A 15104-nucleotide genomic window follows, 5' to 3' on the forward strand; every position below is an offset into this window, starting at 1 on the left:
AGGAGTGAACCGCGTGGTGCAGGCGCACGAGGACGTTGACGATCTGGTACGGCTGCGTCGGCAGCTCCACCAGCACCCCGAGCTGCGGTTCACTGAACAGCAGACCGCCACCGTGCTCGCCGGGCGGCTCGCGCCGATCGCCCGGGTGCGCACCGGCGTCGCCGGCACCGGCCTGCTCGCGGAGATCGAAGGACGTACCGAGGGACCCTCGGTGTTGCTTCGGGCCGATATGGACGCCTATCCGGTTCAGGACGCCAAGCAGGTGCCCTGGGCGTCGACCAACCCGGGGGTCTGTCACGCCTGCGGGCACGACGTGCACATGACCGTGATGGCAGGCGTCGCCGCCCGGCTCGCCGCCGACCCGCCCGCCCGGGGCTCGGTGACCGTGCTGTTCCAGCCGGCCGAGGAGATCCCGTTCGGCGCGACCTCCGGCGCCGCCGCGGTGCTCGCCGACGAGGCCCTGCGCGACAGGCGCTTCGACGCCGTCCTCGGCCTGCACTGCTGGCCGGACCTGCCGGTGGGGACGATCGGGGTGGACCGGGTGACCGCGATGGCGGCCAAGGACGCCTTCCGGTTCGAGGTGACCGGCCGGGCCGCGCACGCCGCCACCCCGGCCCTGGGTCGCGACGCGATCCTCGGCCTCGCCGGCATCGTCAACCTGCTGCACGCCGGGGTGGCCCGCTCCCGCAACCCGCACGAGCTGGTGGCCTTCAACATCGGCACGATCGCCGGTGGGGCCAGCCAGAGTCAGGTCGCCGAGCGGGCCGAGGCCACCGGCACGCTGCGCACCCACGACGAGGCCACCCGCGCCCGGCTCAAGGAGGTCATCGAGCGGATCGCCCGGCAGCAGGCCGCCGCGCTCGACCTCGGGCTGCGGTTCACCTGGGCCAACGAGATGCCCCCGGTCCGCAACGCGGCGGCCCTGGTGGCGCTCGCCCGCGCCGAACTGCCCGGGGTGGTCGAGGTCGCCGACCTGACCGAGCCCCCACTGACCACCGACGACTTCGCGCTGCTCGCCGCGCTCGGCCCCAGCCTGTACGTCAAGCTCGGCGTCACCGGCGAGCAGGGCGGCGCACCGCTGCACTCCGGTGCCTTCGACGTCGACGAACGCTGCCTCGGCGCCGGGGTGGCCGCCCTGGAACGGCTCACCCGGGCGGTGCTCGACGGCCGGCTGGCCGCTCCCGACGGTCACGGGGACGCCGGGCCCGGTCGGCCCGGTCCGGGTGACCGGACCGACGCCGTCGAGGCGGTCGGGGCGTGAGCCGCCCGTCGGTGGCCGTGATCGGGGCCGGGGCGTTCGGGGTCCGGCACCTGGCCGCGTACCGGTCGCTCGGCGTGCCGGTGGCGGCCCTGGTCGAGCCGGACCCCGCGACCCGCGCCCGGGTGGCCGCGCAGTACCAGGTGCCGCAGGCGTACGCCGACGTCGCCGCCCTGCTCGCCGACACCACACCGGACGCCGCGTCGGTCTGCGTGCCCGGCCCGGCGCACCGGACGGTGGCCGTGGCGCTGCTCGACGCCGGGGTGCCGGTGCTGGTGGAGAAGCCGCTCGCCACCACCGTCGCCGACGCCGCCGCCATCGTCGACACCGCCGCACGCACCGGGGTGCTCTGCCAGCCGGGGCACATTCTGCGGCACAGCCCGCCGCACCGGGCCCTGCACGACGCGATTCGCGCCGGCCGGCTCGGCGACGTGCTCGCCGTGTCGTCCCGCCGCGACCGGCCCCGCACCCTGAGCCGGCTCTTCCCGCGCGAACACCCCGCGCTGCTCACCGCCGTCCACGACATCGACCTGGCCCTCTGGTACGCCGGAGCGCCGGTGGTCGAGGTCCGCGCGGCGGCCCGGACCCGACCCGGATCGGCGACCCCGGTCCTGGTGTGGGCGGAGCTGCGACACGCCAACGACGTCGTGTCGTCGATCCGCAACAGTTACCTGCTTCCCGAGAGCACCCCCCACCACACCTCGGACCTGGTCGAGGTGTACGGCACCGACGGGGTCGCCCACGTCGACCTCGGCCACCCCACGCTGCTCGTCCAGGGCGAGCCGACCGAGGCACCGGACTGGTTGTTGTCCCCGGTCGACGGCGGCGGCGCGCTCGCCGCCGAGCTGCGGCACTTCCTGAGCCGGATCGACGGCACCGCACCGACGGCGGTCGTCCCACTCGCCGACGGACTGCACGTGGTGCAGGTCGCCGAGGCCGTGGCCGGCAGCGCCGACAGCGGCGGCGCGGTCCGCCGACTCCCCTGAGCCCCCCACCTGTGACAGGAGCTAACCGATGTTTCGACGGAGATTGGCCGGCGTCCTCGCCGCCGGCATGGCCGCCGCCGCCCTGCTGACCGGATGCGGTGGCGACGACGCCGCCGACGGCCCGGTCACCCTCAAGGTGCTGACCTGGGAGCCGGGTGGCGCCGAGTACTGGAAGCAGGTCAAGACCAGCTTCGAGGGCAGCCACCCGGACATCAAGCTGGAGATGCAGTCCGTCCCGTTCGACAAGTACCCCGAGGTGCAGGGCCCGTACATCACCTCGCAGTCGGGGCCGGACGTGATGGCCAACAACGCCGGGCTGGAGCTGTTCGACAGGCGCGGCGCGTACGTGCCGTTGGGTGACAAGGCCGCCGAGATCACCAAGGACCTGGTCACCTACAGCGGGGCCTGCGAGGGCTTCGACACCGGCAAGACCTGCTACGGGGTGCCGTTCTCCTACCAGGGCAACGTCCTGTACTACAACAAGGCCGTCCTGACCGCCGCCGGGTTGAACCCGGAGCAGCCCCCGGCCACCTGGGACGAGTTCGGGGCCGCCTGCGAGGCGGTGAAGAAGGCCGGCAAGACCTGCCTGGCGCTGGGCCTGTCCGGCACCTTCCCGGCGTACTGGGACTTCCCGGAGATCGCCCGCAACTACCTCACCGAGGACGACATCCGGGCGCTGCTCGCCGGGAAGCTGTCCTGGAAGGACCCGAAGCTGGTGTCGGTGCTCGGCAAGCTGGCCGAGATCACCACCAAGGGCTGGGCCAACAAGAACGCCCCGTCGATCACCATGCTGCCCGACGGAGCGGACATCTTCCAGCGCGGCGACGCCGCGTTCGCCGGCACCATCATCTCCGACGCGGTGAACTGGGAGGCGTTCGGCAAGGCCCTGGGCGACGACAAGCTCGGCGTGACCCGGTGGCCGGCGATCGACCCGGCCGCGCCGCTGGCCGGCAAGTTCTCCGGCATCGAGGGCGCGGTCTACGGGGTCACCCAGTGGAGCGAGAAGAAGCAGGCCGGGCTGGAGTTCATCAGCTGGCTCGCCGGTAAGGAGAACGGCGAGCTCTGGGTGAAGTACGGCAAGGGCCAGCCGCTGAACAAGACCGTCGACAAGGCGCTGCTGCCGTCGTCGCCGGCCTTCCTCAAGATCCAGGAACTGGTCGCCCAGCCGACCCTGCACGCCGGCGTGATGCTCTCCGGCCCGGAGGCCGACGCCCTGGCCCGGGGCTGGCAGCAGGTCACCCTCGGCCAGCTCACCGTGGACAAGTGGGCCGACCAGATGCAGCAGGCGCTGGAGCGCAGCCCCACGAAGAAGCAGGGCAAGTAACCACCGGCGGGCGGGGCGACACCGCGTCGCCCCGCCCGCCCGACCCGGGGAGAGGAACCCTGATGACGATCTCCACCGCGCCGGTGTCGGACCCGGTGGCCACCGACGCCCCACCCGCGCCGACCCGCCGCCGACGTCCCGGGCACGCCCGGGAGTGGTGGCTGGGTGCCGCGCTGGTGCTCCCGGCCGTGGTGCTGGCCGTCCTGTTCAAGCTGGTGCCGCTGGTCCGGGGGGTGGTCACCAGCTTCGAGTCGTCCAGCGGCTTCGGTGGCAGCGAGTTCGCCGGGGCGGACAACTACACCCGGATGTTCGACGACCCGATGGTGCTCACCAGCTTCCGCAACGCGCTGCTGGTGGTGGCCACCCTGCCGGTGTGGATCGTGCTCCCGCTGATCCTGGCGCTGCTGATCCACCAGCGCTCGCCCGGGTGGAAGTTCTTCCGGGCGGTGTACTTCGTGCCGTACACCATCGCGCCGATCGTGGTCGGCATCATGTTCCGGCAGATCCTCGCCCCCGACGGGCCGCTGAACGCCCTGCTGCGCTTCGTCGGCCTGGAACCGCTGGCGATCGAGTGGCTCAACGGCCGCTACAGCGCACTGTTCTCGCTGGTGGCGGTCGCCCTGTGGAGCTTCTTCGGGCTCGGCGTGATGACCTACCTCGCCGGCCTGGCGACCATCCCGGAGGAGACCCTGGAGGCGGCCTACCTGGACGGGGCGGGGTTCTTCCGGCGGCTGTGGTCGGTGGTCGTGCCGATGCTGCGCCCGACCGTGGCATACTGGAGCGTGCTGTGCGCCTCCGGCGTGCTGATCTGGCTGTTCCCGCTGATCTACGCGCTGACCCAGGGCGGCCCGGGAGACGCCACCATGCTCCCCGAGTACCTGGTCTTCCTCACCACCTTCCAGTTCCTGGACCGTGGCTACGGCTCGGCCATCGGCATCGCCCTGTTCGTCTTCGTCGCCGTGCTGTCCATCTTCAGCGTCCGGCACATGTTCACCGAGGGGACCCGGAAGCCGCGATGAACCCGCGCCACTTCGCCCGGATCGGGCGCTACCTGTTGACGTTCGCGCTGGTCGTCGTCGCCGTCGCGGCGATCTACCCGCTGCTGTTCACCGTGGTCAGCTCGGTGAAGACCCAGTCCGGTTTCGCCGACGACCCGCTGGGCCTGCCGGCCGGGATCACCTTCGAGAACTACCTGGAGGCGTTCCGCCGGATGGACATGCCCCGGCTGCTGCTCAACTCGCTGGTCACCACGCTCGGCGGGTTGGTGCTGTCGGTGCTCGCCGCCCTGCTGGTCGCGTACGCGGTGACCAAGCTGCGGTTCCGGGGCGGGAAGGTGGTCTTCCTGCTGATCATCGTGACGCTGACCATCCCCAGCCAGGCGATCATCTACCCGCTGTACCAGACGGTGCTCGACCTGGGCATGTCCGGCCAGTACCAGGGCCTGATCCTGGCGTACGCGGCGTTCGGGCTGCCGCTGGGCACCTACCAGCTCGCCGGCTACTTCCAGCAGGTGCCCGACGAGCTGATCGAGGCGGCCCGGGTCGACGGCGCGGGACACCTGACCATCCTGTTCCGGCTGCTCGCCCCGATCGCCACCCCGGCCATCGCGGCGCTGGCCATCTTCAACTTCGTCTGGATGTGGAACGACCTGCTGCTGCCGCTGGTCATCATGGGCGGCTCGGACAGCAAGACGCTGATGGTCGGCGTCTCCCTGCTCAGCGGCCAGTACGACGTGTCGGTGCCGCTGGTCAGCGCCGGGCTGATCGTGGCGCTGCTGCCGGTGCTGATCGTCTACCTGGTCTTCCAACGGCAACTCGTCTCCGGCGCGCTCGCCGGCTCCGGCAAGTGACGCCCACCGGGCGCAGCCGGGTGACGCCGGCCGGCCACAGCCGGGTGACGCCCACCGGGCGCAATCGGGTGACGCCGGCCGGTCCGCTGCGGCGGGGGCGACGGTGAGCGGGGCGGCCGGGCCGGGTGAGCAGGTGTGCCACCTGTACCGGCTGCGCCCCGGCGCGCAGGCCGAGTACGAGCGGCGGCACGCCCGGGTGTGGCCGGAGCTGTCCGCGCTGCTCGACGAGGCGGGCGTCTACGACTACCACATCTACCGGCACGACCTGCTGCTGATCTGCGTGCTGCGTACCCGCCGGGGGTTCGCGCACGCCCGCGCGGTGACCGCCGCCTCGCCGGTGCAGGCCCGCTGGACGGCGTCGCTGTCGGAGCTGTTCGCCGAGATCGCCGACGCCGACGGCGAGCCGCTGTGGGCGTCCCCGGTGTTCCACCATCCGGGGCAGCCGCCGCCGTGAGCGGCGCGACCCTGCCGCGACGGCCCGGTGGGGAGGTCCCCGCCGGGCCGTCGCGGTGCCCGCCGTCAGACCGCGTACGCCACCGAACCGTCGGCGCGCAGCGGGATGCGGGTCAGCGGCCGGCCGGTCAGGTCCAGCGGCCCGGTCCCGGTCAGGTCGAGGGTCACGCCCAGGCCGGGCTCCTGCGGCACCGGCAGGAACCCGCCCTCGCGGCGGACGCAGGCCCGCGCCGGACCGTCGGCGAGCTGGTCGTCCAGTGGCGAGTACTCCTGGGTGACGAAGTTCGGGATGACCGTGTCGAGCTGCACCGAGGCCATGGTGAGCAGCGGACCCAGGCAGTTGTGGGTGACCACGGCCGCGTGGTGCGCCTCGGCCAGCGCGGCGATCTTACGGGCGTGGCTGAGCCCACCGGCCAGGCCGACGTCGGGCCGGACGTACTGCGCGCCGCCCTGGGCCAGCAGCTCCTTGAACTCCCAGATGGTGTGCAGCCGTTCCCCGTTGGCCATCGGCACCTGCGGCGCCCGCCGGCCCACCTCGGCCTGGCTGCTCACGCTGTCGATCTGGATCGGGTCCTCGACCAGCAGGGGCAGGTGCCGGGCCAGCGCCGGCACCACCGCCTGCGCCTGCAACGGGGTGAGCTTGCGGTGCAGCTCGATGAGCAGGTCGACGTCCGGGCCGACGGTGTCGCGGACGGCGGCGGTGGTGGCCTCGGTCTCGGCCACCAGCCGGGCCTGGGACAGGTCGCCGTAGGCGGCCGGCAGCGGGTCGAACTTCACGGCGGTGAAGCCGTCGGCGACCGCGGCGGCGGCCTGTTCGGCGAGCGCCTGCGCGCCGGTGCCGGGCAGCAGCAGGTGCAGCCGGATGCGGTCGCGGACCCGGCCGCCGAGCAGCTGCCACACCGGCACCCCGAGCCGCTTGCCCAGCAGGTCCCACAGCGCCAGGTCGACGGCGGAGACGGCGGCGGTGAGCACCGAGCCCCGGAACGGGCCCATCCGGTAGAGGTGGTGCCAGTGGTGCTCGATCCGGTCCGGGTCGGCCCCGAGCAGGTACGGCCGGAACGTCTGGACCACGGCGTGCACCGCGTCGGGGTATCCCCAGCACGCGGACTGGCCCACCCCGGTCCGTCCGTCGGACGTGCGTACCTGGACGAAGTGCGCGTCCCCGCGTACCGCCGACTCCACCTCGACGATCTCCATGCCGACTCCCCCAATTAGAGACCAATAACGGCCACAAACTTGCTTGTGCACTCTTCCATAGCCCTGGACTGCTGGTCTAGGCTCCTCAACCAACGAGCCGGAATAGGGCTCAATTATCTCTGGGGGTGTGATGGGGCAGCTCGACGACTATCGGCTGATGGCCCGGATCCGCCGGTTCGAGGAGCGGCTGACCGTCCTCAAGGACGCCGGCGAGATCCCGGGCTCGATCCACCTGTGCAACGGCCAGGAGGCCATCCCGGTCGGCGCGTGCCGGGCGCTGCGCGACGGCGACCACGTCACCGCCACCTACCGCGGCCACGGCTGGGCGATCGCCCGCGGCGTCGACCTCGCCGGCCTGTTCGCCGAGATGATGGGACGCGACTCCGCGCTGTGCGGCGGACGGGCGGCCTCGCCGTACCTGTCCGACCCGGGACGCTGGTTCGTCGGCGAGAACTCCATCGTCGGCGCCGGGGTGCCGATCGCCACCGGCGCGGCGCTCACCGCGCAGCGCACCGGCAGCGGAGCGGTCAGCGTGGTCAGCATCGGTGACGGCGCGATGAACCAGGGCAACGTGCACGAGGCGCTCAACCTCGCCGCCGTGCTCGACCTGCCACTGGTGCTGGTGGTGGAGAACAACGTCTACTCCGAGATGTCCCGGATCTCCGACATGGTGCGCGTCCGGCAGCTCGCCGAACGGGCCCCCGGCTACGGCCTGCCCGCCCGGGTGGTCGACGGCAACGACCCCGACGCCGTCGCCGAGGCGGTCACCGAGGCCGTCGACCGGGCCCGGGAGGGCTCCGGCCCGTCCATCGTGGAGGCGATGACCGAACGCCTCGTCGGCCACTACAGCGGCGACGCGCAGCACTACCGCCCGGCCGGCGAGATCGCCGCCGCCCGGCAACGCGAACCCCTGGCCCGCATCCGCCAGGCCGCCGACGCCGACCTGACCGCCCGGCTCGACGCCGTCGACGCCGAGGTGGCCGCCGAGATCGAAGCCGCCGTCACCGCCGCCCGCGCCGTCCCCCACCCGGACCCGGCGACCGCCGAGGAGCACGTCTATGTCTGAGTCGCTGCGCTACATCCAGGCCGTCAACGCCGCCCTCACCTGGGCCCTGGACAGCCGGACCGACACCATCTACTTCGGCGAGGACGTCGCGCTGCCCGGCGGCCCGTTCGGCGCGACCAAGGGGCTGCACAAGCGGTTCGGCTCCGAACGGATCTTCGACACCCCGATCTCCGAGACCGGCTTCCTCGGCATGGCCCTCGGCGCGGCCATGACCGGACTGCGCCCCATCGCCGAGATCATGTACGCCGACTTCTCGTTCGTCGCGATGGACCAGATCGTCAACCAGATCGCCACCATCCACTACTCCAGCGCCGGCCGGTGGAAGGCTCCGCTGGTGATCCGGATGCAGCAGGGCTACTCCCCCGGCGCGTGCGCCCAGCACTCGCACTCCCCGGAGGCGTACTTCGCCCACACCCCCGGCCTGCGGGTCGCCCTGCCGGCCACCCCCGACGACGCGTACCAGATGCTGCGCACCGCCGTGGTCAGCGACGACCCGGTGGTGGTCGCCGAGGCCCGGATGCTCTACCCCACCCGGGGTCAGGTCCGCACCGACGCCCCGGTCGAGCCCGTCGGCGGGGCCCGGGTGGTCCGCCCCGGCACCGACGTCACCGTCGTGGCCTGGTCCCGGATGGTCTCCGCCGCCCTCGACGCCGCCGGCACCCTCGCCGAGGAGGGCATCGACGTCGAGGTGGTCGACCTGCGCTGGCTCAACCCGCTCGACTTCGACACCGTCGCCACGTCGGTGGCCCGCACCGGCCGGCTGGTCGTCGCCCACGAGGCGAACCTGACCGGCGGCTTCGGCGCGGAGATCGCCGCCCGCGCCGCCACCGAGTGCTTCACCGACCTGCGCGCCCCGATCGCCCGGGTCGCCGCCCCGGACGTGCCGATGCCCGCCGCACCCGCCCTCCAGGCGGTCGTGGTGCCCGAGGCGGCGACCGTCGCCGACGCCGTCCGCCGGACGGTCCGGGCGTGAACGACACGGTCCCACCCGCCGCCACCGGCAGACCCGGCGGACACCCGCCGGCCGGCGCGCAGGGCACCGGTGCCGCACCCGCCGGCCTGCTCGCCGGCCGGCGGGTGGTGGTCGTCGGCGGCGCGTCCGGCATCGGCCGGGCCACCGTCACCGCCGCCGCCGTGGCCGGCGCGGCGGTCGCCGTGCTCGACGCCGACGCCGCCGGTGCGGACACCGCCGCCGGGCAGGCCCGCGCCACCGGCGGCCCAGCCTACGCGCACCGGGTGGACGTCACCGTCGAGACCGAGGTCGCCGCGGCGCTCGACGCCGCCGCCGCCGACCTCGGCGGGATCGACGCCGTGCTGCACGTCGCCGGGGTGATGCGCGGGCAGGGCCTCGACGTCCGGGACGTGCCGGTCGCGCTCTGGGCCCAGGTCATCGCCGTCAACCTCACCGGGCCGTTCCTGGTCGCCAAGCACGCCACCCGGCACCTGCTCCCCCACGGCGGGGTGCTCGTGCTGGTCGGCTCGAAGGCGGGCGTGCAGACCGGCTCCGGCTCGGTACCCTACGGCGCGAGCAAGGGAGGGTTGCACGGTCTGGCGCTCACACTGGCCCGCCAACTCGGTCCACAGGGGATCAGGGTGCACACGCTCTGCCCCGGCGACATCGACACGCCACTGATGCGGCGGTCGCTCACCGAGGCACGGGCCAACGGCGCCGACGGCGGACGGATCGCCGCCGTCGAGGCCGCGCTGGGCCGCCCCGAGGACGTCGCCTCGGCGCTGGTCCTGCTGGCGTCGTCGGCGAGCGCCGGCCTCACCGGCACGGTCTGTACCGGCTGAGCACCCCACCCACCAGGGCAGCGGCACACCACGTGGAGGCATTGTGATCGGCATCATCGGCCCGGAGGACTCGATCCGGCTCGTCCGGGAGGTCGCGGCCGGGGAGGGCCGCGCGGAGTCGATCACCACCCGCGCGTACACCCGGCCGGAGCAGGCCCCCGACCTGGCCCGCGAACTCGACGAGATGTGTCAGGTGCTGCTGTTCACCGGGCGCATCCCGTACGCCTTCGCCACGGCCACCGGGGAACTGCGCGCCGAGATCGACTACGTCCGGCACGCCGGCATCGACCTCTACCGCACGCTGTCCCGGATCCTGCTGGCCACCGGCGGACGACTGCCCCGGGTCAGCGTCGACACCATCGAGGCGGAGACCGTCCGGGAGACGTACCACGACATCGAGGTCGAGCCGCCCACCGAGATCCTGCCCATCGCCGACTCGTCCGGGCTGCTCTTCTCCGGCCTCGACGAGATCACCGCCTACCACCGGGAACGGTACGCCTCAGGCGCGGTCGAGGCGTGCCTGACCTGCCTCGGCGCGGTGCACCGGGACCTCGCCGACAGCGGGGTGCCGGTGTGGCGTGTCGAGCACACCCGGGCGTCGGTCCGCGACGCGCTGCGCCGGGCCTGGCTCGCCGCCGAGGTACGCCAGTCCCGGGCCACCCAGATCGCGGTCATGATGGTCGACCTGGGTGCCCCCACCCAGCGGGCCCAGGACCCGTACCAGGCCGAACGGCAGCGGCTACGGGTCCGCGAGGCACTGCTGGAACACGCCGAACGGATGCGCGGCCGGCTCGCCACCGTCGACGACCGGACGATGCTGATCACCACCACCCGGGGCACCGTGGAGAGCGCCCTGGCCCGGCACCGCGACGGGCACGCCTCCCTGCTCACCCTGCGCGGCGTCGACGTCGAACACGCCGTCGGTTTCGGCGCCGGCACCACCATCGCCGCTGCCGAGGACAACGCCCGCAAGGCTCTCGCGCTGGGCCGGCACAGCGGCGACACCCACGTGGTCTTCCCCGACGGGGAGGTCCACTCCAGCCGGCAGACCACCGTGCGTCCCCGGCTGCGCGAAACCGGGCCGGGCATGCTGCGCGTCTCCGAACAGCTCCGGATCGGCCCGCTGTCCACCCGGCGGCTGCTGGAGGCGCTGCACCAGATGGACCCCGACCAGATCACCGCCCGGGGCCTCGCCGACGCGTACGGGGTGGAGGCCCGCTCGGCCCGCCGGCTGCTCAACGCGCTGCGCGCGGCCGGCTTCGCCGAGGAGGTCGGGGTGCACGTCAGCACCGGCGCGGGCCGCCCGCAGACCGTCTACCGGGTCGCCATGCAGCGGCTGCTCGGCGCGATCGGAGCCGACACGTGAGCCACACCGTCACCGGGGAGTTGCGCTTCACACCGACCTACCTGGTCACCGCCACCTTCGCCGCCGACGCCGCGCTCCGGCGGGAGCCGTACCGGGCCGCGCACCTGGCGCACATGCGTGACCTGCTCGCCGACGGCACCGCCCTCGTCGTCGGGGCCCGCGCCGACCTGCGCGCCTCGGTGCTGGTGCTGCGGGCCGCCGACGCGCCCGCCGCCCGCGCCCACCTCGAACAGGACCCCTACTGGCGGCACGGGGTGTGGACCGCGATCGACGTGGTCGACTACCTGGCCGCCACCGCACCGACCATCGGGAGGTCATGATGACGTCGTTCCGCCAGCTTTCCGGGGTACGGGTGCTCGGCGACGAGCACGCCCCGTTCGCCGCCGACCTGCTCCGCGCGGCGTGGGGTGAGGGCGGTGCCGACGCGGTGCCGGTCCGGTTCGTCGCCGACCCGACGCTGCCCGAGGGCGGCCACCGCGTCGAGGTGCCGGAACAGGGCGAGATCCGGCTGGTCGGCGACCCGTTCGCCGGCCTGGTGTACGCCGCCCGCGCCCTGGTCGCCGCCGCCACCCCGGCCGGGCTGCCGGTGGGCAGCACGGTGAGCGCCCCCGGGCTGCCGCTGCGCACCCTGTGGACCTGGGACCACTCCACCAACTGGGACACCCGTCAGCTCGGTCAGCAGGAGATCGGCGCGCTCAACCCGTACGCGAAGTCCGCCGACGCGTTCGGCGCCGACTACCGCCGCCTGGTCGACTTCTGCTCCCGGGAACGCATCGGCGGCATCGTCGTGTACGGGCTGCTGCGCGACGCCCACGGCGGCGTCGCCGCGGCCCGTGACCTGTGCGGGTACGCCAACGCCCGGGGTGTGCGGATCATCGCCGGGGTGGGGATCAACGCCTACGGCGGGATCTACTTCGACGGCCGGCACCGCTACAACCTGGCCACCTGGCTGCGGCAACGCCCCGACCTCGCCGCCGAGTTGCCGAAGAAGGTCGGCTTCGACATCGACGAGTTCGGCGACCTGCACTTCCCGGCCAGCGAGTACATGATGGCGGCCTGCCCGTCCCAGCCGGACAACCTGGCCTGGCACCGCGACGCCATCGACTGGCTGCTCGACACCCTGCCGGTGGGCGGGATCAACTTCGAGACCGGCGACTACGGCAGTTGCGCCTGCGCCCGGTGCGCCGCCCGCACCGGGGGCGAGCGCACCTCCTGGTCGTACGAGGCGATGCGGTCGGTGTACCCGACGCTGCTGGCGACGGCCCGGCGACCCGGCCCGGCCGGCGTGCCGCTGCGCCACCTCGTCGAGGTGTACTGGGACACCATCTTCGACCTCGACGCCCAGAAGCCCCTGGCCGACCTGCCCGACGACGTCGCCTACCAGTACTGCGTGAACCGCGCCTTCTGGTACGACCAGCGGGACCGGTTGACCGCCGAGCACGTCGAGCGGCTCCCGCACACCACGAACGTGCTGCGCACCCACGCCGGTTCACAGTGGAACCGGCAGCGCCACTCCTGGGTCCCCGAGATGTACGCCGACATGGCCGGTCGGTCCGGGGCGGCCGGGATGCGCGGGTTGACCATCTTCGCCGAGCCGTCCGCGTACCACCCGACCAACGAGATCAGCTATCTGGCGTACGCCCGGTTCTCCTGGAACCCGGAGCTGACCTGGGCGGACTTCTGGCGTGACGAGGTCGCGCCCCGGTTCGGCGGCGGGGCCGAGGCGGAGGCGTTCCGCGACGGCGCGGCGCTGCTCGACGATCCGGCGGCGACCGGTGCGGCGCTGGCCGCCGTGTCCGCCGACGCGCTCGGCATGGTCGCGGCCACCAGCGGCGAGGTACGGCGTCGGTGGCTCTGGCTCGCCGAGCGGACCTCGCGGTACGCCTACGCCGCCGGCTGACGCCGGTGCGGGTCCACCGCAGGGTGGGCCCGCACCGGACGGGGTCAGTCCTCGATCCACCCGTGGGAACGGGCGAACTGCGTGAGGTGCTGCCGGATCTGGCTGATCTGGGCGCCGGTGAGCGTCGGCACCTGCTCGACCAGCAGGTCGGTGATGTTGGACCGGAAGGTGAACGCGGTCAGGACGTCGCACTCCTCGTCGTCGCCCCGGTCGGTCACCGGCAGCCGGGTCACGGTCGGCGCGGCGGACGCCGCCGCGCGGGACGCGACCGGGGCACCGGGGTTGAGCAGGCGCGCGTAGAGCGCCTTGACCCCGCGGTTGCCCTCCACCGACTCGAACTCCACCCGCATGCCGGGCGCGACCGACGGACGCTGGTCGCCGAAGTCGTTCGCGTGCACGAAGACGTCCTCACCACCGCCCTCCGGGCTGATGAAGCCGTACCCCTTCACGTCGTCGAAGCTGAGAATCGTACCGACCGCCACCGCGACCACCACCCAACGAAACAAGAGCCACCAGAACAGAAACGTCGCCGCGCCGCTTCCGGCGCAGCACCCATGGTAGTGGGCGGGGCCCGATCCGGAACCCCTACTCCCGTGTGGTCGCGTGGTCATGGTCGTGCCCCGCGCCGGTGACGCGGGGCACGACCCCTAAAGCATCCTAGGACATCGCTGGCCGGGTGCCTCCCGGGCGCGGACGCCGCGCCGGACTAGCGGATGGTGAAGGTCAGCGGGTTGGAGATGCCGACACCGCCGTGGGTGTCGTACGCCCGGACGGTGAAGGTGGACGTGGTGGCCGCCGCCAGGTCGAGCTGGAACTGGAAGCGCTGTCCACTGCGGGTCGGCGTCGCGGCCACCCGGGTCCCGCCGAGGTACAGCTCCACCCGGTCGACCACGTCCCCGGCGTCGGCGTCGGTGACGTCGGCGACCAGCGTGACGGTGGTCGGTTCGAGGAAGTACGTCTGCCCGCCGGGGGTGCTCAGCGCCACGGCCGGCGGCTGGTTGACGCCGCTGGTCGGGGGCGTGACCACCGTGATCAGGCGGGGCGGGGCACCGCCGGACAGCGACTGGTCGGTGCCGGCGGAGACGTTCAGCACGTAGGTGGTGCCGGTGCCGGGGGCCCCGACCGGCGGCGTCCACGACGCGTCGAACCGGTCACCGCCGGACCTCGTCCCCTGGGCCACCGTGACGCCGTTCACCCGGAACGACACCGAGGTGATGTAGTGGCCGCCTCCCACCGTCGCGGTCGCCGCCAGCGCGATGGGGCCCGGCGCGGTGTGGACCGCCCCGGCGGCCGGGCTGATCCAGGTGACGATCGCCGGGTAGTCGGCGACCGGCGGCGAGGTGGTCGGCCCGGTCGGTGTCATGCTGGGCAGGACCCCACCGGTGCAGGCGACCCCGTTGAGGGTGAACGCCGCCGGCTTGGGGTTGCTGAGGAACCAGGAGCCGACGAAACCGATGGTCGTCGAGCCGTTGGTGCCGAGGGCCGCGTTCCAGCCGAGGTTGGTCGCGCTGACCTGCTGGCCGGTCTGGGCCCAGGTGGCGCTCCAGCTCTGCGCGATCTGCTGGTCGACGGCGGGGAACGCGAACCGTAGTGTCCAGCCGTTGACCGGCGCGCCCAGGTTGGTGACCGCGAGGTCGGCCTGGAAGCCACCGGTCCACTGGCTGGTGACGACGTAGTCCACCCGACACCCGGCGGCGGCGCTCGCCGTACCGGCGTGCGAGACCGCCGCCATCGTCGCGACCAGGGCAACAACGACGGCGACCACCGCCGTCAGCGATTTCCGCATGCCACACCCCGCCATAAATCGTTGAGTATCGATAGGTATGACGACTGTCCTGCGGCTCTCTCCGCATTGTCAAGACAAGGCAGAGAGTCCTGCCGCCGGCAGGACGTCGGGGTGGCCGGACGATG

General features: G+C 73.1%; 15 protein-coding genes. 12 read left to right on the top strand and 3 right to left on the bottom strand.

Annotated elements, in window-relative coordinates; all coding sequences use genetic code 11:
• Positions 1 to 13 precede the first annotated feature (13 nt).
• From ACN261_RS28685 to ACN261_RS28710, 6 genes are all read left to right on the top strand, one after another.
• A complete protein-coding gene (locus ACN261_RS28685; protein WP_425853156.1) occupies positions 14 to 1261 on the top strand; it encodes a M20 metallopeptidase family protein in 1248 nt (415 codons plus the stop codon).
• Positions 1258 to 2244, top strand: coding sequence for a Gfo/Idh/MocA family protein (locus ACN261_RS28690; RefSeq protein WP_421482792.1), 987 nt, complete (start codon positions 1258 to 1260; stop codon positions 2242 to 2244). The genes ACN261_RS28685 and ACN261_RS28690 overlap by 4 nt, the downstream gene beginning before the upstream one ends.
• A 28-nt stretch (positions 2245 to 2272) precedes the next feature.
• Positions 2273 to 3568, top strand: a complete 1296-nt coding sequence (locus tag ACN261_RS28695) for an ABC transporter substrate-binding protein (RefSeq protein ID WP_425853159.1) — start codon at positions 2273 to 2275, stop codon at positions 3566 to 3568.
• Between the two features lie 62 nt (positions 3569 to 3630).
• Complete coding sequence (locus ACN261_RS28700; protein WP_421482795.1) at positions 3631 to 4587, top strand: carbohydrate ABC transporter permease; 957 nt, start codon at positions 3631 to 3633, stop codon at positions 4585 to 4587.
• Positions 4584 to 5417: a carbohydrate ABC transporter permease gene (locus ACN261_RS28705; RefSeq protein WP_088644292.1), complete on the top strand. Its 834-nt coding sequence runs from the start codon at positions 4584 to 4586 to the stop codon at positions 5415 to 5417. The genes ACN261_RS28700 and ACN261_RS28705 overlap by 4 nt, the downstream gene beginning before the upstream one ends.
• Before the next feature lie 103 nt (positions 5418 to 5520).
• Positions 5521 to 5871, top strand: coding sequence for an L-rhamnose mutarotase (locus ACN261_RS28710; protein ID WP_425853162.1), 351 nt, complete (start codon positions 5521 to 5523; stop codon positions 5869 to 5871).
• 65 nt (positions 5872 to 5936) lie between these two features.
• On the opposite strand, the gene ACN261_RS28715 is transcribed toward ACN261_RS28710, so the two are convergent.
• Positions 5937 to 7067, bottom strand: coding sequence for a mandelate racemase/muconate lactonizing enzyme family protein (locus ACN261_RS28715; protein WP_421482797.1), 1131 nt, complete (start codon positions 7065 to 7067; stop codon positions 5937 to 5939).
• Positions 7068 to 7197: 130 nt separating this feature from the next.
• Here ACN261_RS28715 and ACN261_RS28720 point away from each other — a divergent pair, with 130 nt between their 5' ends.
• From ACN261_RS28720 to ACN261_RS28745, 6 genes are read left to right on the top strand one after another with little or no spacing between them, the layout of a single operon-like run.
• Positions 7198 to 8133, top strand: coding sequence for a thiamine pyrophosphate-dependent dehydrogenase E1 component subunit alpha (locus ACN261_RS28720; protein ID WP_425853164.1), 936 nt, complete (start codon positions 7198 to 7200; stop codon positions 8131 to 8133).
• The gene (locus ACN261_RS28725) at positions 8126 to 9106 is read left to right on the top strand and encodes an alpha-ketoacid dehydrogenase subunit beta (RefSeq protein WP_357929504.1); all 981 of its coding nucleotides are present in this window, start codon (positions 8126 to 8128) and stop codon (positions 9104 to 9106) included. The genes ACN261_RS28720 and ACN261_RS28725 overlap by 8 nt, the downstream gene beginning before the upstream one ends.
• A complete protein-coding gene (locus ACN261_RS28730) occupies positions 9103 to 9927 on the top strand; it encodes an SDR family NAD(P)-dependent oxidoreductase (RefSeq protein ID WP_425853167.1) in 825 nt (274 codons plus the stop codon). Before ACN261_RS28725 ends, ACN261_RS28730 begins: the two co-directional genes overlap by 4 nt.
• A gap of 43 nt (positions 9928 to 9970) precedes the next feature.
• Complete coding sequence (locus ACN261_RS28735) at positions 9971 to 11293, top strand: hypothetical protein (protein WP_421482800.1); 1323 nt, start codon at positions 9971 to 9973, stop codon at positions 11291 to 11293.
• The gene (locus tag ACN261_RS28740; RefSeq protein ID WP_421482801.1) at positions 11290 to 11613 is read left to right on the top strand and encodes a YciI family protein; all 324 of its coding nucleotides are present in this window, start codon (positions 11290 to 11292) and stop codon (positions 11611 to 11613) included. The genes ACN261_RS28735 and ACN261_RS28740 overlap by 4 nt, the downstream gene beginning before the upstream one ends.
• The gene (locus ACN261_RS28745) at positions 11613 to 13193 is read left to right on the top strand and encodes a hypothetical protein (RefSeq protein WP_425853170.1); all 1581 of its coding nucleotides are present in this window, start codon (positions 11613 to 11615) and stop codon (positions 13191 to 13193) included. The genes ACN261_RS28740 and ACN261_RS28745 overlap by 1 nt, the downstream gene beginning before the upstream one ends.
• 44 nt (positions 13194 to 13237) lie before the next feature.
• Here the strand turns inward: ACN261_RS28745 and ACN261_RS28750 are convergent, their stop codons facing one another.
• Both ACN261_RS28750 and ACN261_RS28755 read right to left on the bottom strand, forming a co-directional pair.
• Positions 13238 to 13675, bottom strand: a complete 438-nt coding sequence (locus tag ACN261_RS28750; protein ID WP_421482803.1) for a cold-shock protein — start codon at positions 13673 to 13675, stop codon at positions 13238 to 13240.
• Positions 13676 to 13899: 224 nt separating this feature from the next.
• Positions 13900 to 14979 (bottom strand): cellulose binding domain-containing protein, encoded by a 1080-nt coding sequence (locus tag ACN261_RS28755; RefSeq protein WP_421482804.1) that lies wholly within the window; start codon positions 14977 to 14979, stop codon positions 13900 to 13902.
• Between the last annotated feature and the right edge of the window lie 125 nt (positions 14980 to 15104).

Source organism: Micromonospora sp. WMMD723, assembly GCF_049863385.1.
GTDB lineage: Bacteria > Actinomycetota > Actinomycetes > Mycobacteriales > Micromonosporaceae > Micromonospora > Micromonospora wenchangensis.